Annotated in this window: 18 protein-coding genes; 10 read left to right on the top strand and 8 right to left on the bottom strand. The window is 73.6% G+C overall.

Going from position 1 to position 20,949, the window contains the following annotated elements:
- Position 1: 1 nt before the first annotated feature.
- The 5 genes from FJR00_RS14930 to FJR00_RS14910 all read right to left on the bottom strand — a co-directional run bounded on the left by FJR00_RS14930 (position 2) and on the right by FJR00_RS14910 (position 9,041).
- Positions 2 to 1,123: a DegT/DnrJ/EryC1/StrS family aminotransferase gene (locus FJR00_RS14930; protein WP_141339480.1), complete on the bottom strand. Its 1,122-nt coding sequence runs from the start codon at positions 1,121 to 1,123 to the stop codon at positions 2 to 4.
- 14 nt (positions 1,124 to 1,137) lie between these two features.
- Positions 1,138 to 2,136 carry an NAD-dependent epimerase/dehydratase family protein gene (locus tag FJR00_RS14925; RefSeq protein ID WP_141339420.1) on the bottom strand — a complete coding sequence of 333 codons (999 nt, stop codon included), beginning with the start codon at positions 2,134 to 2,136 and terminating at the stop codon, positions 1,138 to 1,140.
- Positions 2,133 to 3,236, bottom strand: a complete 1,104-nt coding sequence (locus tag FJR00_RS14920; protein ID WP_141339418.1) for a Gfo/Idh/MocA family protein — start codon at positions 3,234 to 3,236, stop codon at positions 2,133 to 2,135. Before FJR00_RS14920 ends, FJR00_RS14925 begins: the two co-directional genes overlap by 4 nt.
- 85 nt (positions 3,237 to 3,321) lie before the next feature.
- On the bottom strand, positions 3,322 to 8,139 hold the full coding sequence (locus FJR00_RS14915) for a DUF4082 domain-containing protein (protein ID WP_141339416.1): 4,818 nt from the start codon (positions 8,137 to 8,139) through the stop codon (positions 3,322 to 3,324).
- 158 nt (positions 8,140 to 8,297) lie between these two features.
- The gene (locus tag FJR00_RS14910; RefSeq protein WP_141339415.1) at positions 8,298 to 9,041 is read right to left on the bottom strand and encodes an esterase family protein; all 744 of its coding nucleotides are present in this window, start codon (positions 9,039 to 9,041) and stop codon (positions 8,298 to 8,300) included.
- Between the two features lie 368 nt (positions 9,042 to 9,409).
- On the opposite strand from FJR00_RS14910, the gene FJR00_RS14905 reads away from it, so the two are divergent.
- The 7 genes from FJR00_RS14905 to FJR00_RS14875 all read left to right on the top strand — a co-directional run bounded on the left by FJR00_RS14905 (position 9,410) and on the right by FJR00_RS14875 (position 16,826).
- Positions 9,410 to 10,831: a histidine kinase gene (locus FJR00_RS14905; RefSeq protein WP_181409659.1), complete on the top strand. Its 1,422-nt coding sequence runs from the start codon at positions 9,410 to 9,412 to the stop codon at positions 10,829 to 10,831.
- Positions 10,828 to 11,577, top strand: coding sequence for a response regulator transcription factor (locus FJR00_RS14900; protein ID WP_141339413.1), 750 nt, complete (start codon positions 10,828 to 10,830; stop codon positions 11,575 to 11,577). The genes FJR00_RS14905 and FJR00_RS14900 overlap by 4 nt, the downstream gene beginning before the upstream one ends.
- Positions 11,578 to 11,757: 180 nt before the next feature.
- Positions 11,758 to 12,492, top strand: coding sequence for a 4-hydroxy-tetrahydrodipicolinate reductase (locus tag FJR00_RS14895; RefSeq protein ID WP_141339412.1), 735 nt, complete (start codon positions 11,758 to 11,760; stop codon positions 12,490 to 12,492).
- 35 nt (positions 12,493 to 12,527) lie between these two features.
- The gene (dapA, locus tag FJR00_RS14890) at positions 12,528 to 13,547 is read left to right on the top strand and encodes a 4-hydroxy-tetrahydrodipicolinate synthase (protein WP_141339411.1); all 1,020 of its coding nucleotides are present in this window, start codon (positions 12,528 to 12,530) and stop codon (positions 13,545 to 13,547) included.
- On the top strand, positions 13,544 to 14,368 hold the full coding sequence (locus FJR00_RS14885; RefSeq protein WP_238330526.1) for a 2,3,4,5-tetrahydropyridine-2,6-dicarboxylate N-succinyltransferase: 825 nt from the start codon (positions 13,544 to 13,546) through the stop codon (positions 14,366 to 14,368). The genes dapA and FJR00_RS14885 overlap by 4 nt, the downstream gene beginning before the upstream one ends.
- Positions 14,365 to 15,606: a pyridoxal phosphate-dependent aminotransferase gene (locus FJR00_RS14880; RefSeq protein ID WP_141339410.1), complete on the top strand. Its 1,242-nt coding sequence runs from the start codon at positions 14,365 to 14,367 to the stop codon at positions 15,604 to 15,606. The genes FJR00_RS14885 and FJR00_RS14880 overlap by 4 nt, the downstream gene beginning before the upstream one ends.
- Positions 15,603 to 16,826: an alanine racemase gene (locus FJR00_RS14875; RefSeq protein ID WP_141339409.1), complete on the top strand. Its 1,224-nt coding sequence runs from the start codon at positions 15,603 to 15,605 to the stop codon at positions 16,824 to 16,826. The genes FJR00_RS14880 and FJR00_RS14875 overlap by 4 nt, the downstream gene beginning before the upstream one ends.
- Positions 16,827 to 16,834: 8 nt before the next feature.
- Here the strand turns inward: FJR00_RS14875 and FJR00_RS14870 are convergent, their stop codons facing one another.
- The 3 genes from FJR00_RS14870 to FJR00_RS14860 are packed head-to-tail and all read right to left on the bottom strand — an operon-like array spanning position 16,835 to position 18,069.
- On the bottom strand, positions 16,835 to 17,476 hold the full coding sequence (locus FJR00_RS14870; RefSeq protein ID WP_238330525.1) for a class I SAM-dependent methyltransferase: 642 nt from the start codon (positions 17,474 to 17,476) through the stop codon (positions 16,835 to 16,837).
- A 43-nt stretch (positions 17,477 to 17,519) separates the two neighbouring features.
- Positions 17,520 to 17,855 carry a type II toxin-antitoxin system PemK/MazF family toxin gene (locus FJR00_RS14865; protein WP_238330524.1) on the bottom strand — a complete coding sequence of 112 codons (336 nt, stop codon included), beginning with the start codon at positions 17,853 to 17,855 and terminating at the stop codon, positions 17,520 to 17,522.
- Positions 17,839 to 18,069: a hypothetical protein gene (locus tag FJR00_RS14860; RefSeq protein WP_141339408.1), complete on the bottom strand. Its 231-nt coding sequence runs from the start codon at positions 18,067 to 18,069 to the stop codon at positions 17,839 to 17,841. Before FJR00_RS14860 ends, FJR00_RS14865 begins: the two co-directional genes overlap by 17 nt.
- Positions 18,070 to 18,196: 127 nt before the next feature.
- Here FJR00_RS14860 and ligD (FJR00_RS14855) point away from each other — a divergent pair, with 127 nt between their 5' ends.
- The 3 genes from ligD (FJR00_RS14855) to FJR00_RS14850 all read left to right on the top strand — a co-directional run bounded on the left by ligD (FJR00_RS14855) (position 18,197) and on the right by FJR00_RS14850 (position 20,710).
- On the top strand, positions 18,197 to 19,666 hold the full coding sequence (ligD, locus tag FJR00_RS14855) for a non-homologous end-joining DNA ligase LigD (protein WP_238330523.1): 1,470 nt from the start codon (positions 18,197 to 18,199) through the stop codon (positions 19,664 to 19,666).
- Entirely contained in the window at positions 19,561 to 19,878 is a 318-nt protein-coding gene (ligD, locus tag FJR00_RS16610; protein ID WP_337678398.1) for a non-homologous end-joining DNA ligase LigD, read from the top strand. Before ligD (FJR00_RS14855) ends, ligD (FJR00_RS16610) begins: the two co-directional genes overlap by 106 nt.
- 127 nt (positions 19,879 to 20,005) lie before the next feature.
- Positions 20,006 to 20,710 carry a winged helix-turn-helix transcriptional regulator gene (locus tag FJR00_RS14850; protein ID WP_238330522.1) on the top strand — a complete coding sequence of 235 codons (705 nt, stop codon included), beginning with the start codon at positions 20,006 to 20,008 and terminating at the stop codon, positions 20,708 to 20,710.
- The last annotated feature ends 239 nt before the right edge of the window (positions 20,711 to 20,949 follow it).

Genomic DNA, 20,949 nt, shown 5'->3' with positions numbered 1-20,949 from the left:
CTCAGCCGCCCCGGGTGCTGCGCAGCACGTCGACGACCCGGCCGAGCTCGTCGTCGGTGAGCTGGTGGTAGAGCGGCAGGATGAGCGTGCGGTCCGTCAGCCGCTCGGTCACGGACAGGTCGGCGCCCCCGGTGTTGCGGTCCGCGTAGGCGGGCTGCCGGTGGGCCGCCATGATCCCCCGCCTCGCCGAGATCCCGGCCTCGGCCAGCCGGGTGAGCAGCGTGTCCCGGTCGAGCGGGTGGCGCGGCAGCACCTCCACCCAGAACGACTGGTAGTTGGTCGTGCCCCAGCCGGGGTCGGTGACCGCGCGCAGCCCCGGAATCTCCCCGATCGCGGCGTGGTAGGCGGCCGCGAGCTGCCGCCGGCGCGCGACGATGGCGTCCAGACGGTCGAGCTGGACCAGTCCGACCGCCGCCTGCAGGTCGGTCATGCGGTAGTTGAACCCGACCTCGAGATACTCCTCGGCCGGGGCGAGCACCTGGGCGTGCCGAGCGGCGGCCGACACGCTCATCGCGTGCTCGCGGAGCCGTGCCGCCCGGTCCGCCCACTCCTCGTGCGGCGTGGTGAGCATCCCGCCCTCTCCCGTGGTCAGGAGCTTGCGCGGATGGAAGGACCAGGCGGTGACGTCGGCCCCCGCCCCGACGGGACGCCCCCGGTAGGTGGACCCGATCGCGCAGGCGGCGTCCTCGACCACCACGATCCCCCGGGGGTCGCAGAGCTCACGGACGGCGTCGAGGTCCACCGGCACACCCCCCTGGTCCACGGCGACGACCGCGCGCGTGCGATCGGTGAGCGCGGCCTCCACGGTCGCCGGGGTGAGGTTGCCCGTCCCCGCGTCGACGTCGGCGAAGACCGGTCTCGCGCCCACGTAGGTCGGCGCGTTGGCCGTGGCGATGAAGGAGAAGGACGGGACCACGACGTCGTCCTCCGGGCCGATCCCGGCCACGAGGAGTGCCAGGTGGAGGGCGGACGTGCAGCTCGAGGTGGCGACGGCGTGCCCGACCTCCTGGCGCGCCGCGAAGGACCGCTCGAACCGCGCCACCCGCGGGCCCTGGGCCACCCAGCCGGACCGGATGACCTCGGCGACCGCGGCGACCTCCTCCTCGCCCAGCCAGGGCTGCATGACGTTGACGCGGGTCACGGGGCACCCCCCGCCGGGGCGCCGGCCGCCACGGCCTCGCGGCGCGGCCGCCACCACTCGACCAGCTGCCGCAGCCCGTCCTCCAGCCCGGTGCTCGCCTCGAAGCCCAGGTCCCGCCGGGCGGCCGTCGTGTCCGCGAGACGACGGGTGACCCCGTTGACCGGGCGGTCCGGCCCGTGCTCGACGCCCAGGTCGGACCCCATGGCCCGCAGCAACGCCCTGGCGAGCTCCAGCAGCGAGGTCTCGGTCCCGCTGGCGATGTTGTAGACGCCCGAGGTCACCTCGCTCGTGGCCGCCAGCACGTTGGCGCGGGCGATGTCGGGGACGTAGACGAAGTCCATGGTCTGGCTGCCGTCGCCGAAGATCAACGGGGGCCGTCCGTCGGCGATCCGTTCCATCCACCGCACGAGGACCTCGGTGTAGAGCCCGTAGATGTCCATCCGGGGGCCGTACACGTTGAAGTACCGCAGCATGACGTAGTCCAGCCCGCGCATGGCACGGAAGCTGCGGACCAGCCCCTCGTTGAAGGTCTTGGCCGCACCGTAGATCGTGTCGTTGTCGTAGGGATGGTGGTCCTCACGGGTCGGGAAGGTCTCGGCGAGGCCGTAGACGGACGCGCTGGAGGCCCCGACGAACTTGGCCACCCGGTGCTCGGCGGCAGCCTCCACGACGTTGAACGTGCCGTCCACGAGGACCTCCAGCGCCAGTCGGGGCTGCTCGGCGCACATGGTGATGCGGATGGCCGCCTGGTGGAACACCAGGTCGCTCCCGCGGACGACGTCGTGGACCAGGTCCCGGTCGCGGATGTCGCCCTCGACCAGCTCGACGCGACCGGTGCCCAGGGCGTGCTCGAGGTTCTCCCGGCGGCCCCGCACGAGGTTGTCGAGAACCACCACTCGGGAGGCGCCGGCCTCCACGAGCTGGTCCACGAGCGTGGAGCCGATCGTGCCGGCACCTCCGCTGACGACGGCGGACGCGCCGGCCACCGTGCTCATGCCGCGCCCCGATTCGTGCGACTGCCCCCGGGACCGGGTCGCGCGTCGGTCCGTGGGAGCGGGACCGTCGCCCCTCCCAGCGCCAGACTCTCCTGCGCGGCCGCGAGGGTGCGGAGCACCCGGAGTCCGGCGGCGCCGTCGGTGATGCTGGGGCGCCCCTCCCGGATGGAGGCCGCGAACTCGGTCACCATCTGCAGGAGCGCCTCGACCTCCGGGAGCGCGGGGGCCCACATGTCGCCGAGCCGGTAGGAGATCATCGCGCTGCGTCGTCGGGTGGCGTCCTCGGCCTGCTGGACGAGGTCCACCCCGCGGTCGTAGACGCTCAGCCGCTGCTGGGGGTTCAGGTCGTCCCAGACGACGGTGCGCCGGGTGCCGGCCACGACCATGTGGCGGATCTTCGTCGGGCTGAGCCAGTTGACGTGCACGTTGGCCATCGCCCCCCCGGGCAGCGGCAGGGTGAGGTAGCCCACGCAGGCCTTGCCGGCCCGCAGGGGGTCGGCGCCGTGCGCCGCCACGGTCGTCGGGTTCAGCCCCCCGGGGAGGATGAGGTCCAGGATCGACAGGTCGTGCGGCGCGAGGTCCCAGAAGACGTCGACGTCGGGCTGGACGAGTCCCAGGTTGATCCGCACGGAGTCCACGAAGAGGACCTCACCCAGCTCGCCGTCCGCCACCAGCTCCTGCAGCTTGCGCACCGCGGGCGTGTAGCAGTAGGTGTGGTCGGCCATGAGCACCAGGCCGCGCGCGGCGGCGAGCCGGACCATCCGCTCACCGGCGTCCGTCGAGTGGGCCAGCGGCTTCTCGACGAGGACGTGCACCCCGGCCTCCATCGCCTGGGTCGCCAGCGTCTCGTGGGTGGCCGCCGGGGTCGCGATCGCGACGGCGTCGACCTCGTGGGCGTCGAGGACTTCGGCCAGGGAGGCGGTGGTCCGCACCCCCGGCTGCGCCGCGACCGCCCGACGGGCCCGGTCGGCGTCCAGGTCGACGACGACCCGCAGGTCCCATTCGGGGCTGGCGCCGAAGTTGCGGATCAGGTTGGGCCCCCAGTAGCCGGCGCCGACCACGGCGACACGCAGCGGCCGACCGTTGCTCTCTCCCTGCATGATGCCTCCGTCTCGAGGAGATGCCCCTGCCCGAGGGCCGGCACCGGTCGGTCGACCCCGCTCCGACGCGGCGACCGAGCTGGTGTCAGCCCGTCCGGAAGAGCACGTCCACCCAGTAGTTGCTGCCGTTCCACGAGCTCTGCGGGAACGCCGCGGACGTTCCGTACCGGTAGAGGCCGTTGCCGCCCACGTCCGCGCTCCGTGGGGCCTCCACCTCGGCGTTGGCCCGGGCGTCGTCGGTGAAGTACCCGCCGGTGACCGAGTAGTTGCCGTGCGGCGCGTGGTAGGAGACGACGTAGAGGGTTCCGGCCACCACCGGGACCGGGGCGGTGAACATCCCCGTCTGCCAGCCGCGGGCGCTCTCGGCGCCCAGGACGGCCGTGGCGACCTCGGTCCCGTCGTCCCTCCACAGCGTCACGGTGTGCGGCCCCGCGTTCGCCGGGCCTCCCTTGTAGAAGCGGACACCGTGCACGTGCCCCGCGACCACCGGCCGGAACCTCAGCCCCAGCGTCACCGCCCCGGGGTCGCCGGAGAGGGTGACGGCCGGTGCGTCGGCGAGGCTCCACAGGCTGGAGAACCCGGTGTCCGCCACCGTGAAGTTCCAGCTCACCGCGGCGTCCATGACGTTGCCCTGCGGGTCGGTCGCCCCCGAGACGCTGGCCGTGTAGGTGGCCCCCGGTGCGAGCGGACCGTCCGGGGCGAGCGCCACCCGCCACGTCTCGGGGTCGTAGGTCGTCGTCCCCGCGACCTTCCCACCCCCGCCGTCCCGGAGGGAGAGGGCGACGGTCGCCGGGTCGACCGGCTCGTCGAACACGGCGGAGACCACCACGTCCGGTGCCACCACGGCCCCCGGGTCCGGCGACCGCTGGACCACGGAGGGAGCCACGCTGTCGGCGAAGATGACGTCGACCCAGTAGTTGCCGCTCCCCCAGCTGCTGGAGGGGAAACCGCCGGGTCCGTAGGCGAACACGCCGTTGGGTGTGTCCGACCCGCCGGCGACCGCGACGAGGGGCCCGTTGGTGCGTCCCGCGGCCAGGCCGCCGGACGTGGCGGCGTACCGGCCGACGGGTGCGTGGTAGGACGCGACGTAGGCGGTGTCGGCCGCGACCGGCACCGGGTCGGCGAAGAGGGCCTGCTGCCAGCCCCTCCGGGTCTCGCCCGTGAAGCTGAGCGTGGCCAGGAGGGTGCCGTCGGCGGTCCAGAGATGACCGATGTGCGGGCCGTCGTTCCCCGGCCCCCGGAAGAAGCGCAGCCCGGTGATCGTCCCTGGGCGGGAGGTCTGGAACCGGACGCCCAGCTCGACCGGGGAGGAATCGCCCTCGGCCTCGACCGCCGGCCGGAAGCTGGTGTCCCACAAGGTGGTCGGGGAGGAGCCGTCCGCCGCAACGGTCGTGAAGGACCAGGTGTGGGGCTGGGCCATGGGATTGCCGGCGGTGTCCGTCGCCGTCACCGTGGCGGTGTAGCCGGCCTGGCGGTCGAGACGGTCGCGCGGCGTCAGCGTCGCCGTGGCCGACCCGGGGTCGTAGGCGATCGTGCTCGCCACCTCCACCCCGTCGGCCGTGCGCAGCCGGAACGAGATCGAGGCCTCGTCGACCGGCTCGTCGAACTGGGCGCGCACCGTCGTGTCGAGGGCGACGGCGAGGAGCCCGGACGCCGGTTCGACGTCGACGACCTCCGGCGGACCCACGTCCGGTGCGACCTCGAAGACCACGTCCGCCCAGTAGTTGGTGCTGCGGTGGGCGTTGGTCGGCAGTCCCCCGGACCCGTAGGCATACACCCCGTTGCCGCCGACGGTGTCGTTCGCCGGGGCCTGCAGGGGCCCGCGCCGGTGGCCGGACGCCGCGAACGCTGCGGACGTGAAGCCGTAGGACCCGTTCGGCAGGTGGTAGGACACGGTGTAGGTCCGGCCCGGGAACAGGTCGACGGGCGCGCTCAGCGGCGCCTGCTGCCACCCGACCGCCGTCTCCGAGGCGTAGACCGCCGTCCCCAGGAGGGAGCCGTCCTCGTCCCACAGGTGTCCGACGTGGGAACCGCTGCTGCCGGGGGCCTTGTAGAACCGCAGCGCGGTGACCGCGCCCGCCAGGGTGACCTGGAAGCGCAACCCCAGCTCGACCGGGCTGCGGTCGTCCTCGAAGCTGACCGGCCCGGCGGCGGTGTCCCACAGGCTCGTGGGGGTGGTCCCGGGCGGTCCGATGGTGGTGAAGCCCCACGAGAAGGGCTCCAGGGGGTTGCCCACCTCGTCGGTGGCGGCGGCGACGGTCGCCGTGTAGGCCGTGAGGGGCTCGAGGGCGGACTCGGGAGCGAGGGTCGCGGTGCGGGTCGCCGGGTCGTAGGTGAGGGCGGCGGCACGGGCGGCACCGTCCGGGCCCTGAAGGGTGAGCTCGACGGACTCTGGCAGGACGGCCTCGCTGAACCTGGCGCTAACCGTGGTCGTCGGGGCCACCGACTGGAGGTTGGACGCCGGGCTGTGGTCGACGACGGTCGGCGCCAGGTGGTTGTCGGTGTCGAACAGGACGTCGACCCAGTAGTTGGTCGCCCCGAAGGTCTGGGTGGGGAACCCGGCCGTGCCGTACCGGTACACCCCGTTGCCGAGGCCCGCCTCGCCGCTGGCGGGCGCCCGCAGCGGGGCCAGCTCGTAGGCCGACTGGAAGAACCCCGCGTCGGCCGGGTAGTGCCCCGCCGGCATGAAGACCGACGCGACGTAGGTCGTGCCGGCGGAGACCGCGACAGCCGGGATGGAGACGGTCTGCCACCCCGCCCGGCTCTCGGCGGTGAAGGGGGCCGACGCCAGCTGCGTGCCACCGGCCGTCCAGAGCCGGCCGAGGTGCTCACCGGTGTTGCCCGCACCCTTGTAGAACCGCAACCCGGTGACGAAGCCGTCGATCTGGGGCTCGAACCGCACCCCGACCTCGATGGCTCCCGGGTCGTCGACGGCCTCGGTGGCGGGGACGGTGCCCTCGGCGAAGATGGTGCAGGGGTAGCCGCGCGGGACCGCGGTGAGCGTCAGCGTGGCGGCGGCGCCGATGTTGCAGCTGTCGTCGACCGCCCTGACCTGCACCGTGAAGTCGCCCGTCTCGGTGGGCGTGGCCAGGTAGGTCCAGGACTCCTTTCCCGTGGCCTGGTGCCAGGTCGCCCCGCCATCGACGGACGCCTCGACCGCGGCGACGATCCCGCCGCCGGCGTCGACGGCGGTCCCGGTGAGCACCAGGGGAGTCCCGATGGGCACCTGACTGCCGGGCGCCGGGGTCACGATCGTCGTGGTGGGGGCCAGCGTGTCCGCGGAGGCCACCGGCATGACGAGCCCGGACTGCCGGGTGGTCGGCAGGACGCCCATGTCCGCCAGGACGTTCATGGTCGCCTGCTGCATCACGGGATCGGTCGGGGTGTCGACGTCGCTGATGTGGTAGTCGTCCAACCCGTAGGACCACTGCACGGTGCCGGTTCCCCACACGAGGGCGCCGCTGGCGGCCCGGTACATCGTCAGGTGGTGCGTGCAGGTGCCCCGGACGTACGTCTTCCCGTAGTCCATGAGCAGGGCCGGGACCTCGGCCTCGGTCGTGGACAGCCGGATCAGGCCCGGCGGGCGGAAGCCGTTGTCGGCGTCGACGTCGAACTCGTACCCCAGGGTGTTGGGGGCCAGGTCGCGGGTCTGGCCCGGCTGCAGCTCGGCCACCGCGGTGTCCCGCCAGAAGCGGTGCCGTGCGAACTCGGCCGGGACCGTGATGCGGTAGTCGGGGGAGGCGATGGGCAGGATGGCGCGGAAGAGCTGTCCGGTGAGCTCGTTCTCGGGGCGGCCACCGTTGGAGGGCGGGCTGAAGCGGGGGTCGCGCCAGGTGCCGGTCCACTCGGGCAGCGGGTCGGTCTTGGCGTCGTCCAGGGTCTCCTTGTAGCAGACCATCGTCCGGTCGGTGGTGGCCGAGCCGTCGATGGAGGGCTCGAAGCGGACCCGCCAGAAGTACTCGTTCCCGGTCATGAAGATCAGGTGGGTGCCGGCGTCCCGGGCGGCCTCCACATGCGCCCGCTGGGGCCCGCTGACGTACTCGTCGTGACCGGAGGAGATGTAGACCTTGCGCCCCTGCAGGACGCCGGCGTCCCGGTGCACGTCGATGCCCCCGCAGTAGGAGACGTCGTAGCCGTTGCGCTCCAGCCAGCGCACGAGAGGGATCTCCGCGTTGAGGAAGTTGCTCTCGGCCTCGTCGTTCTGCAGCGGACGGTTGTAGCTGACCTTGTAGGCCCGGCCCGCCGGCTGGCCGTAGTAGAAGCTGTTCCCGCCGAACCGGTTGTAGGCGTGCATCGTCATCTCGGAGGTCTGCACGAGGATGTCGGAGGGACCGGGACGCCGGACGACGAAGAAGATGTGGCTGGACCGACTGCCGTCGGACGGGCTGAGCAGGGCGTAGTACACGCCGGAGACGGCATCTGCAGGGACCTGCCAGGTGGCGCAGACCGACCAGTTGCCGCAGTCGACGAGCCCGGTCGTCTCGTCCCGCAGGGGCTCCGGCTGCCGGGGGAACCCGGTGGGCGTCACGTCCGCCAGGTGCCGGGCGCCGTTGCCCTGGTACCAGCCGAGGCGGAACATCGTGATGTCGTAGGCCGGCGCCTCCGCCGAGATCTTGAACTGGACGGTGTCGCCGGGCAGGTAGCTGTAGCGGGTGGTGAAACCGGCGATGGAGGTGAAGTCGCCCCAGGACTCCCACTCCTCCGGCGGGGACCCGGGCAGCTGGTTCTCCTCGGCGACGGTCCTGGCCCCGCCGGAGACCGTCGCGGAAGGGCTCGCGGACGCGTGCTGGGCGGCGGCCGCGCTGGCGGCCCCCGTGGCGCCGGAGATCCCGACGTACTCGAGAAACCTGCGCCGGCTGAACGCCGACCAGGCCGGTGTGGAGACGTTCTCGTCCGCACTCACGGCGTGCCCCTGTCCCGGGCTTCCGCACCAGACGGTTCGCCCTAGGGGCAGTTCTACCGCTCCGGTAAAGCCAGGGTCAAGGGTTGGTCAAGAATTGGCAAAGACGCGCTGATGAGGGGCGGAGGCGAGGAGTGATCGACCTGAGGAAGCGACGCGCCTCAGCAGAACCGCGGCAGGTGGTGGGCCAGCTGCTTGCGCCACCACGGCCAGTCGTGGGCCGAGTCGTGGCCCCAGACGTCCAGCTCGTGCGGGATGTGCTTCTGGGCGAGCAGGTCGGCCAGCTGATGGGCCCCGGGCAGCGACTTGGTGGGGTGCACCTCGAAGGCGCCCTGGCCGACGACGAGCAGGATGTTGGCGTGCGCCCGAACCCAGTCGAGGTGGCCGTCCTCCATCCCCGGGACGTAGGCGCACGGGTTGGCGAAGTAGGTCGCCTCGCCCAGGTCGCCCCAGCAGTGCCAGGACGTCGGGTCGTAGTTGCCGGACAGGCCGATCGCCACCGGGAACAGGTCCGGCCGCTTGAGCCCGAAGTTCACCGCGTGGAAGGCGCCCATGCTGCACCCGGTGGTGACGATCCCGGCGTGGCCGGGCGAGTCCTCGTCGATCCGCGGCACGACCGTCTCCAGGATCCACTTCTCGTACGTGCCGTGACGACGCGCCCGCTCCTCGGTCGGCAGGCTGTTGTCGGACCAGCTCAGGTGGTCGAAGGCGTCGACGCAGTAGAGCTTGACCCGGCCCCCCTCGACGAGGTCGCGGACCGCGTCGACCATGCCGTTGTTCTCGAAGTCCCAAGCGCGGCCGGCCTCCGAGGGGAACACCAGCACCGGCCGCCCCCAGTGGCCGTAGCGGATGACCGTGCCGCGGCCCGCACCCTCGGTGTCCAAGTCGACCTGCACGCGCTCCATGGGTCCTCCTGGTGCCGGGTCCGCGCCGCGACCGGGCGCAGGACGTGTGCGCCCAGCCTGCCACACCCGCACCTCCGTCCGGCGGGGTCCTGCAGCCCCACGACGCCCGGAAATCACTCTGGAGGATGACGACCCCGGTCCCCCCGCCCACCAGACTGACTGACGGTGCACCCGGTGGAGCACCTCTCGTCGAGGAGCCGCCGACCCGTGAGCGTGCCAGCCCTGGGACGACTGGCGCGCGTGCACCACGAACGGCGTCCGTCCCTGCCGCAGCAGGGGGTGGCAGGGGCGGACGCCGCGGCCACACCTCATACGCCGTCCTGCGCGACAATGGCAGGGACGGACCGCTGCGCCGGGAAGGGAGAGGTATGACGTCGGACTCCCGCACCGCGCCAGCGGCGGTCACCGCATGGGCGGCCCGGGTCACGCCCCGGAGGTGGCGGCAGGTCGTCTTCCTGCTAGCCACGGTCGTGGTCTACCTCGTCGACCTCTTCCTCACGCTGGCCTCGGGGGAGGAACGCACGGGCCACCACTGGCTGGCGTTCGGCCGGTGGGACGTCGACGTGGCCACCTACATGATCGTGCTGGCGCTGGTCTACTCCGTGCTGCTGCTGCGCCGGCGGTGGCCGATGACGGTGCTGACGGCCATGACCGTGGTGACGCTGGCGCTGAGCTACGTCTCCGTCGAGGCCCAGCCGGTCGCCGGGGCGCTGCTGGCCCTCTACGCCGCCGCGAGGACGGCCGACGGCCCACGGCTCGCCCGGACCGCCCTGGTGCTGGGCGTGGTGGCCGTGGCCGGGCCGGTGGCCCTGCACCCGGACCGGGGCTCGGACGCGTTCGTCGGGTCGGTGATCGGGGCGACGGTGGCCGGAGGGGTGTGGCTGTTCGGCCGCCGCGAGCAGCGGGCCGCGCGCGACACCGCCGGGCTGCGCGTGGAGCTCGCGCGGCTGCAGGAGCAGGCCGTCGCCGAGGAACGCCGCCGGATCGCCCGGGAGCTGCACGACATCCTCGCCCACTCGGTGAGCGCGATGATGATGCAGGCGGCCGGGGCCCGCGCGGTGGCCCGGGCGATCGCCCGGGACGGGCAGGGCGGGGGCCCCGAGGGCGGCCAGGGCGACGGTCAGGGCGACGCCCGCTGGGGCTCGGTCGAGGCGGCGCTGACCTCCGTCGAGACGACCGGGTCGCAGAGCATGCGCGAGCTGCAGCGGCTGCTCGGCGCGCTGCACCAGGAGGGGCCGGTGGAGCGGGAGGTCGTGAGCAGCCCACCGGGCATGGACGCCGTCGACGAGCTGGTCCGGATCACCCGCAGCAGCGGACTCGTCGTCGAGGTGCACCAGTCCGGCCGGCCGCGGGACGTGGACTGGTCCGTGGGGCTGGCCGGTTACCGCGTCCTCCAGGAGGCGCTGGCCAACGCGATGAAGCACGCCGGCCACGGGGCCGTGGTCGACGTCTTTATCTCCTGGGGCACCGACGAGCTGCAGCTCCAGGTGCGCTGCCGCCCCGGACCCGAGGGCTTCCGGCCCGACGTCGCCGAGGGTGGCCACGGGCTGGTCGGCCTGCGGGAGCGGGTCGAGCTGGTCGGCGGGCGGTTCGACGCCGGCTGGGTCGGCGAGGAGTTCGTCACCACCGCCGACCTCCCGCTGACGGCCCCGCCCGAGGCGGTGACCTCGTCCCCGACGCCGGCCTCGTCCCAGGCGGCGACCTCGTCCGAGGCGCCGGCGTCGTCCCAGGCGCCGGCCTCCCACCAGGCCGCGGACGGCGCGGGCGCCGTCGAGGGTGGCCGGCGATGATCCGCGTGGTGGTCGCCGACGACCAGCGGGAGGTCCGGGAGGGACTGGCGATGATGCTCGCCGCCGAGCCGGACGTCGAGGTCGTGGGCACGGCGTCCGACGGCTCCCGGGCGGTCGTCCTGGCCGAGCGGGAGCATCCCGACGTGGTCCTCATGGACATCCGGATGCCGGGCGTGGACGGGGTCGAGGCCACCCGGCTCATCACCGAGCACCAGGTCCAGGGGTCCACGGCCGTGGGTCGGGGTACGGAGGGGGGCCGCGGCGGGAACGTGGCTGAGGACGCGGGTGGGGCCGTGGACGGGGGCGTGCCGCAGGAGACCGTCGCCGTGCTCGTGCTGACCACCTTCGACCACGACGACGTGCTCTACGGGGCGCTGCGGGCGGGGGCCTCCGGCTACCTGCTCAAGCACTCGGCCCCGTCCGACCTGGTCGACGCGGTCCGGACGGTCGCCGAGGGCGGCTCCTGGATCGACCCGAGCGTGGCCGGCAAGGTGATCGCCACCCTCCGGGCGATGTCGCCGACGGACGGGCGGGGGCGGCCGACGCTGGAGTTCCTCTCCCCCCGCGAGATCGAGGTCCTCCGCCTCATGGCCGACGCCCCCACCAACGCCGAGCTGGCCGAGATGCTCTTCCTCTCCGAGGCCACCGTCAAGACGCACATCTCCCGGCTGCTCATGAAGACGGGCTCGCACGACCGGGCCCAGCTCGTGGCCCTGGCCTACCGGTCGGGGCTCGTCCGTCCCTGAGCGGCCCGGCCCTCGCGTTCCTGCCCGTACCAACTTCTCGCCGATCCGCGGGACGTCTCGGAGGCCGCCGGCACCCCACCGCCGAAGATCGTCCGGTCAACGCGGCGGACGGCAGGAAACCCTCTCTGACCTGCACAAACAGTGCCTGAAGGCCCCCTCCAGCGGCGGCATACTCGACGCATGGCACTCTCCGTCGGACTTCTCGGCACCGGCCGCCTCGGGTCGGCGATCCGGGCTGCCGCCGCGTCGCAGGACGACGTGGAGGTCGTCTGGGCGGTCGGCCGCGGGACGTCCCTCGACGGGTTGGCACCGGTCGACGTCGCGGTCGACGTCAGCTCCGCGGACGCGGTCGCCGGCCACCTCGCCTGGGCCCGCAGCACCGGCACCCCGCTGGTCGTCGGCACCACCGGCTGGGACCCGGCGCTCGTGCCGGCCGACGTCGACCTGCCCGTCCTCGTCGCCCCCAACTTCTCCCTGGGCGTCGCCCTGGTCGAGCAGCTGGCGCGCGCCCTGGGACGGTATGCCGCGCACACCCCCTCCCCCGTCGACCTCGCCGTCACCGACACCCACCACCGGCACAAGGTCGACGCCCCGAGCGGGACGGCCGTCCTGCTGCGGGAGGCCCTGGCCGAGGGCGCGGACGCGGACGCCGGCCAGGTGCAGACGACCAGCCTGCGGGTCGGCGAGGTCGTCGGCCGGCACGAGGTCGTCGCCGCCTCCGCGCTGGAGACGATCACCCTGGCGCACGAGGCCCACGACCGGGCCGTCTTCGCCACCGGCGCGCTGACGGCCGCCCGATGGCTGGTCGGCCGACCCGCCGGCCGGTGGTCGATGGCCGACCTGGCCGCCGAGCACCTGACGACCCTGACCACCCCCACAACCCCCGGCGCACCCGCGCCGGACGCGGCCGCCTGACCGGGCGCGCCACATACCTGCACGGAAGGTTCCTCATGTCCCACCTGGCTGCTGCCCCGTTCACCGGTCTCGGCGTCGCCCTGGCGACCCCGTTCACCACCGGCACCGACGCGGGAGGGGCCGGGCGACAGCCGGAGGTGGACCACCCGGCGTACGCGCGGCTGCTCGACCACGTGCTCGCCGACGGGCGGGGCGTCGACTTCCTCGTCGTGCTCGGGTCGACCGGCGAGGCCGCGACCGTGACCGACTCCGAGCGGCACGCGCTCGTGCGGCAGGCGGTCGGGCACGTCTCGGCGGCGCGGCGCGCCGGACGGCTGCGGCGGCACGTGCCGGTCGTCGTGGGCGTGGGCCACAACGACACCGACCGCACCTGCGAGCTCGCGGCCCAGGCGGTCGCGGCGGGGGCCGACGGGCTGCTCGTGGTGACGCCGTACTACAACAAGCCGCAGGTCAGCGGGCTTGTCGCGCACTTCCGCGCGGTCGCCGAGGCGGCGCCGGGCGTGCCGATCGTGGCCTACAACGTGCCCGGGCGGACCGGCACCAACCTCACGCCCGAGGCCATGCGGCGGATCTGGGAGGTCGACCAGGTCGTCGCGGTCAAGGAGTCCTCCGGCGATCTGCGGCAGATAGCCAGGATCTGTCAGGAGGTGCCCGCCGGGCGGGTCGTCCTGGCCGGTGACGACGACCTCGCGCTCGCCTCGGTCGCGGTCGGCGCGCAGGGGCTGGTGTCGGTGTGCGCCAACGTCGCCCCGGTCGAGACCGCGCAGCTCGTGCGGGCCGCCCGGCGCGGGGACCTGGACCGGGCGCGGGAGCTGTTCGGGCAGCTGGCACCGCTCATGGAGGCGATGTTCGTCGAGACCAACCCCGTGCCGGTCAAGGCCGCGCTGGCCTGCCTGGGGCTCGGGACGGCCATGGTCCGGCTGCCGCTGTCGCCGGCCGAGCCGGGCACCTGGTCGCAGGTGCAGACGGCGCTCGCCGGGGTGGTCGCCGCCCGTCGCGCCGCACGGCTGGACGCGCCGGCCCGGGAGAGCCTGACCGGTCGGGTGGCGTCGTGACGGTAGGGACGGAGGAGCAGGTGACGGACGGCGTGGACGAGGTGCGGACGATGGACGGCGAGCGCCGGGTCGGGACGGTCGAGCAGGTCGAGGAGCTGCTGGCCGACCTCGAGGCGGGGACGGTGCGCGCCGCGACCCGGGGCGAGGACGGCAGCTGGTCGGCTCACGCCTGGGTCAAGGAGGGCATCCTGGCGGCCTTCCGGCTCAGCGACACCGTGGAGATGGACTGGCCCGGTGGCGCGGTCGACCGGTCGCTGGTGCCGGCGCGCACGTTCGGGACGGCCGACGGCGTGCGGGTCGTCCCGGGTGGCACCTCGGTGCGCCGGGGCGCCCACGTCGCGGCCGGGGTGGTCGTCATGCCGCCGAGCTACGTCAACGTCGGCGCCTACGTCGGGGCCGGGACGATGGTCGACAGCCACGTGCTCGTCGGCTCGTGCGCCCAGGTCGGCGAGCGCGTGCACCTGTCGACCGCGGTCCAGCTGGGTGGCGTCCTCGAGCCGGTCGGCGCCCGCCCGGTCGTCGTCGAGGACGACGTCTTCGTGGGGGCGCAGTGCGGTCTCTACGAAGGGGTCGTCGTGCGCTCGCGGGCCGTGCTCGCGCCGGGCGTCGTGCTGACGGCCGGGACGACGGTCTACGACCTGGTCGAGGAGCGCGAGTGGCGCGGCGAGGTGCCCGAGGGCGCAGTCGTCGTGCCGGGGTCGCGGCCCGCCCGCGGCGACTACGCCGACGTGCTGGGCCTCTCGCTCTACGCGCCGGTCATCGTCAAGTACCGCGACGCCGGCACCGACGCCGCCACCGTCCTCGAGGGGGCGCTGCGGTGACCGTCGCAGCACGGGTGGGCGGCCTCGCCGTCTCCCCCATCCGACGCATGGCCGTCGGCGCGCGCGAGGGCACCGTCAGCCTGGCCCTCGGCGAGCCCGGCTGGCCGATGCCCGCCCCGGCCCGACGCTCACTTGAGCACCAGGGCCGCACCGGCGGGCCGCTGCCCTACGGTCCCAACTCCTCCTCCCCCGAGCTGGTCGCGGCGGTGGCGGGGCAGCACGGCATACCCCTCGCGCCGGAGGAGGTCATGGTGACCTCCGGCAGCCAGGCGGCGCTGTTCGCGCTCTTCCACGCGCACGTCGAGGCGGGCAGCGCGGTGCTCGTGCCGGACCCGGGGTTCGTGGCCTACCGCTCGCTGGCGCAGCTCTGCCAGGCGCACCCCGTGGGGTATGCCCTGGGTCCCGGCGGTGCGCTCGACGTCGACCTGGTCGAGGCGGCGCTGGGCGAGGCGCTGCGTTCGGGGCGTCCGGTATCGGTGGTCGTGGTCAACCACCCGGCGAACCCGACCGGAGGGCTGGCGGACGCGGAGTCGCTGCGGCGGCTGGCCGAGCTGTGCACGCGGCACGGGGCGGTGCTGGTCAGCGACGAGGTCTACCGGGACCTGTGGGTCGGCGCGGGCGGACAACCAGCCGGGCTGCACGAGGTGGCCGGGCTCGCCGCCGGCGTGGTGCTGGGCTCAGTCAGCAAGGCCTTCGGTGCCCCCGGCCTGCGGGTCGGGTGGGCGGTCGGCCCGGCGGAGCTGCTGGCCCCCGCTCGGGTCGTCCACAACGCGATGACCACAGCCCCGGCCCGGCCCTCGCAGGACGCCGCGACCGCTCTGCTGACGTCGGCCGGCGAGGTGCTCCCGGCCGCCCGGCGGGAGGTCGCCCGGCGCTGGGAGGTGCTGGCTGAGGTGGCGCCGGAGCTGCTGGCGCTGGCCGACGCGGTTGCGGGCAGGCCACACCCCGGACCTGCAGCGGGAACCGGTTCCTGCAGCGGGCAGCAACCCGCTGCAGGAGCCGGATCCCGCTCGATGTCGCGCGCCGGCTTCTACCTCTGGCTCCCCCTCCCGGCCGGGATCGACCCGGCGGGCACGACCGCGTTCGCCCTGCGGGTCCGCGACGAGAGCCTGGTGACGACCGTGCCGGGGGTCGCCTTCGGGCCGCGCGGCGCCGGCTTCCTCCGGGTCAGCCTCGGCGGGCCGGTCGAGGAGCTCGTGGAGGGCCTGTTGCGCCTGGCGCCTTGGTGGGAAGGATGATCTTGGCACCGTCGACGACCGACCTCTTCGCACTCGGGGCCGAGCGGCTGCTCGACCTCGCCACCGACCACGCAGGACCGTTCTTCGCCTACGACCTGGGCGTGGCGCGGGAGCGGTTCGCCCGGCTCCGGGCCGCGCTGCCCGAGCGGGTACGCCTCGCCTACGCCGTGAAGTCCAACCCCGGCCTGCCGCTGCTGGAGACCTTCTCGGCCGCCGGTGCGTGGTTCGACTGTGCGAGCGCGGGCGAGGTCTCGGCCGTGCTCGCCGCCGGGGGCACGGGCCGGCGGATGGTCTTCGCCGGGCCGGCAAAGTCCGAGCGCGACCTGCAGGCGGCGCTCTTCGCCGGCGCACGTGTCCAGGTGGACGGGATCGAGGACGTGGCGCGGCTGCATACCCTCAACACCGGGGACGAGCCGCTCGAGGTGAGCGTGCGGGTGAACCCCGCCTCGGGTGTGTCGGAGGTCGCGGCCATCATCGGTGGCGGCGGTCCGAGCGCGTTCGGCGTCGACGAGGAGGAGGTGGCGGAGTTCGTCGCGGCGGCGCGGGCGTACGACCGGGTGCGCATCACCGGGCTTCAGGTGTTCGCGGCCAGCAACGAGCTGGACGCCGGCCGGCTGCTGGCCAACCACCGCACGGCGCTGCGCATCGGGCGGGAGCTGGCCGGGGTGCTCGGGCACGGCCTCGACCTGATCGACCTCGGCGGCGGCCTGGGGGTCAGGTATGCCGCGGACGAGCCGAGCCTCGACGTGCGCGCCCTGGGTGCCGGACTGGGTCGGGTGCTGACCGAGAACCCGTGGTTCGAGGGCGAGCTGCTGCTCGAGCCGGGGCGGTGGCTGTCGGCGCCGACCGGGGTCTACTGCGCGCGCGTGGTGCGGACGAAGGTCTCGCGCGGCCAGCGGTTCGTCATGCTCGAGGGCGGGATCAACCACCTGCTGCGGCCCCTGCTGACCGGGCAGTCGTTCCCGACGGTCGCGCTGCGGCCGGGTGTGGGGATGCTGGGCGACGGTGGTCCGGCCGACCGGACGGGCGCGAGCCTCGTGCCGACGACGCTGGCCGGCCCGCTGTGCACCTCGCTCGACCGGGTCGGCTCCGGTGACCTGCCCGAGGACCTGCGCCCGGGGGACGTCGTGGTGTTCGGGCAGGCCGGCGCCTACGCGGTCACCCAGGCGATGAGCCACTTCCTGTCCCACCCCGAGCCGGAGCAGGTGTGGGTGGGTTGAGCCGCCGCTCATCGCCGCCGCACGAGCAGTACCGCCTGGTCCTCCGCCTCCTTCCCCTCCGGGGCACGCACCATCCGGGCCACCTCCCGGCAGCCGGCCCGGACCAGGAGGTCGGCCATGGTCCCCACCGTGCGCCGGTAGCGCTCCAGGACGACGTCGTGCCCGTGCCGGCCGTACGACTCGGCCAGGTCCACGACACCCTCCCCCGCCTGGAAGGCGACGAGCAGGTGGCCACCCGGCCGCAGCACCCGGACGAGCTCGGCCAGGACGCCGGGCAGCTCCTCGTCGGGGGTGTGGATCGTGGAGTACCACGCCATGACCCCCGCGAACCGGCCGTCCTCGAAGGGAAGGTCGGCCAGCGACGCCACCGTCAGGTCGAGGTCGGGGTGGGCGCGACGTCCGGCCGCGATCATCCGGGGCGACAGGTCCACACCGCGGACCCTGCAGCCCCGGTCGGCCAGGTGGCGGGCCATCCGCCCGGCCCCGCAGCCGGCGTCGAGAACATCCCCCTCGTCCCGGACCCGTGCGACGAAGGCGTCGAGCACGGCCAGGTCGAGGGCGGTCTCGGCACGGGTGTCCGGCAGCAGCCGCGCGTAGTCGTCCGCCACCAGGTCGTAGGCGGTCTGCACCGTGTCCTTCGACTGCGCCATCACCCCACCCTTTCGCAGATCTCCCCTTCCTCGCAGACCTCTCCTACCCGTTGCCCGGACGATCGAGCCCCAGGACGAGCTCGAGGGCCAGGTCCACGGATCGTTGGTCCGCCAGGTCGAGGTGACCGACCAGCGGGCCGAGCCGGCCCACGTCCAGCGTCCTCAGCTGCTCCACGAGCACGCACGTCCGCTCCCCGGCGATCTGGACCTCGGGCCTGAAGATGCGCGGCGGGGCGGAGCGTGACGTGGGCGCCAGCACCACGGTCGACAGCGGCAGCTCGTCGGCCTGGACCACGACACCGAGGCGGGGCCCCCGCTGCTCGTGCCCCCGAGCGCCGCGGGCGGTTGGCACGGCATACACGTCACCCCGGATCAACATCGGCCCATTCCTGCATGGCCTCCTCGACCGCCGCGCGGTCGTCCGGGTCGGCCAGGGCCCGGGCAGCCTCGGCCCGCATCTGCTGTCGCCGGCGGAGGAAGACAGCGTCCAGAAGGGCGCGGCGGACCGCCTCCGAGGTCGATGTGCCGTCGGCGGTCAGCTCGGCGAGTGCCTGCTCGGCCTCTCCGGAGATTCGGACGTTCACGATGCCCATGCTGGGACGATACTCTGCTGTCATACACCTGTCATACAGCCTCCTGTGGACAGGCGGTCCGGCACGGTCGAGGTGTGGAGAGGCTCCACCACGCGCGTCACCTCCTGCCCCGTGGCACCGTGGAGGGGTGGCGCGCGAGCGGCATACCCCGGACCAGGACGCGACCGCAGAGGCGGGACCGGCGCCCGAGGAGGCCCTGCGCACCTATCGGCGCATGCGGGACTTCGGGAGGACCCCGGAGCCGAGCGGGAAGGCCCCCGAGGGCAGCGCTGGCGACGACAGCCCCGACGACCCCGCCGGCTCCGGACCCGTCTTCGTCGTCCAGCGGCACCGGGCGACGCGGCGGCACTACGACTTCCGGCTCGAGGTCGACGGGGTGCTCGCGAGCTGGGCCGTGCCGAAGGGGCCCTCGCTCGACCCGGAGGTGCGGCGGCTGGCCATCCACGTGGAGGACCACCCGATGGAGTACCTCCACTTCGAAGGGGTCATCCCCGAGGGCGAGTACGGCGGCGGCGACGTCATCGTCTGGGACACCGGCACGTGGGAGTCCCACGACGACGACCCGGCGGCGGCGATCCGCGCCGGAACGCTGCACGTGCGGCTCCACGGGGAGAAGCTGCGGGGCGAGTTCATGCTCGTGCGGACCGGCCGGCAGGAGGGCGACAAGGAGCAGTGGCTGCTGTTCCACAAGCAGGACGAGCACGTCGAAGAGGGCTGGGACGCCGAGGACTTCCCCCGGTCCGTCCTCAGCGGTCGCACCAACGAGGAGGTGCGGGCGGACCCGGAGCGGGTATGGCGTTCCGACCTTCCCGCGAACCGCGCCTCGGTGGAGGTCGGGGACGGGGGGGTCGCCGTGGTGGCCGACGAGGAGCTGGCGGCCCTGGACGGGTTCGGCGAGGCCGGCAGCTGGGAGGTCTTCGGGCGCACGCTGAAGGTGACGAACCTCGACAAGGTCCTCTTCCCCGCGCGGGAGGGTGAGGAACCGGTCACGAAGCGCGACCTGCTCCGGTATGCCGCGCAGGTGGCCCCGACGGTGCTGCCCTACCTGCGGGGGCGGGCGCTGAACATGCACCGTTTCCCGGACGGCGTGGGGTCGAACGGGTTCTGGCACAAGGAGCTGCCCGGTCACGCCCCGGAGTGGATCGGGCGGTGGGACAACCCCGACGCCGACCCTGGTGAGACGCGGACCTACCTGGTCGTCGACGAGCCTGCCGCGTTGGTCTGGGTGGCGAACTTCGGTGCGTTGGAGTGGCATCCGTGGACCTCGCCGACGGAGGCGCCGGACCGGCCGAGCTACGTGATGTTCGACATCGACCCCGGCGAGGAGACGACGTGGGAGCAGACGGTGGAGCTCGCCCGGCTGCACCGGACCGCGCTGGACCACATGGAGGTGCGGGGCTATCCGAAGGTGACGGGTCGGCGGGGGTTCCAGGTGTGGGTGCCGATCCGCCGGGGCCGACCTTCGCGGACACGCGGGCGTGGGCCGAGAAGGTGTCCCGGAGCATCGGGGCGGTGGTGCCGGACCTGGTCAGCTGGAGCTGGTCGGTCAAGGAGCGGGGCGGGCTCGCGCGGCTGGACTACACGCAGAACGCGGTGAACAAGACGCTGGTGGCGCCGTACAGCCCGAGGCCGGCGGCCGGGGCACCAGTGTCGGCGCCGATCGCCTGGGACGAGCTGGAGGATCCTGAGCTGCGGCCGGACCGGTGGACGGTGAGGACGATCCTGGACCGGCTGGCGGAACGGGGGGACCTGTTCCGGGGGGGTGCTGCAGTCGGACCAACGGCTGCCGCGCGTGCGCTGACGGGGTGATGCCCGAGAGCCGTGGACGGGGCCCTGCAGAACCGTTGACAACGGTAAAGGGAAGGTAAAGACTGCAAAGGTTAGGAAGGGGTCGCCGGGAATGTCGTCCCGGCGTTCGTGCTCTGCTAGGAGCATCGTGAGCCGTCGCGTCTGGCTGATCCCCGTTCAGCCTTCTCCGGCACACCTCGGGGTCACCACCGGTGTGCTGAAGAAGCACGGGGTCGCCTGGTCGACGGTCCGGGCGCACCAGCTGCGTGAGGCCTTGGAGCAGGCGCTCCCGGCGGTGGCACTCGTCCACGGCGGGGTGATCACCCCGCTGCTCATGGACGTCCAGCGCTGGCTCACCGACGCTGACGTCCCCACCCTCCTGCTGGTCGAGCGTCTCACCGACGACTTCGAGGCCGTCCTCCTCGACCGCGGCGCCAGGGACGTCATCGCGCTGCCGGCCCCGCCGCGCAAGATCGGGGCGAGGGTGGAGGCGCTCCTGCGAAGCGCGCAACCCGCGGCTGTCGAGACCCGCGTGCCGCCGGACGTGGTGGTCGGCGAGATCGTCCGGGTGGCGCCAGGGAGCCGGACCGTCACGGTCGGCACCGCCGAGGTCAACCTGACCAGGACCGAGTTCGATCTCCTCCTGGCGCTCGCGCTGCGACAGCCCGACGTCCTCACCCGCGCCGAGCTCGCCGAGGCCCTTGACCGCCCCCGGACGGGGCTTCGCACGTTGGATACCCACATCAGCCGGATCCGCACCAAGCTGCGGCAGGCCGGGGCCCCCGACCTGCTGGAGTCGGTGCGCGAGGTGGGGTACCGGCTGCGGGACGCAGAGCACCACCACGCTTCCTGAAGCTGCACGGGTGCGGTGCCCGGCCGGTGGGCACGGACCATCCCGGCGCCTGACTCACCCACCCGTTTCGACCGTCCGGTCGCGCGCGTCCGGCAGCGACGCCGGGGAGGGCGTCGCTGGCCGTCCACATCCTTGGTGTTCGCTCCTCTTCGTCCCCAGAGGTGCTGGAGGACGGGTCGCAAACCCGGGTATGTCGTACAGGTGTCCTAACATGGGTGCATCGTCGGAAGGTTCGGCGA

Source organism: Ornithinimicrobium kibberense (assembly GCF_006519705.1).
GTDB lineage: Bacteria > Actinomycetota > Actinomycetes > Actinomycetales > Dermatophilaceae > Ornithinicoccus > Ornithinicoccus kibberensis.
The sequence above is the reverse complement of the archived record's forward strand: the minus strand, read 5'-3'. Positions and strand labels throughout refer to the sequence as shown.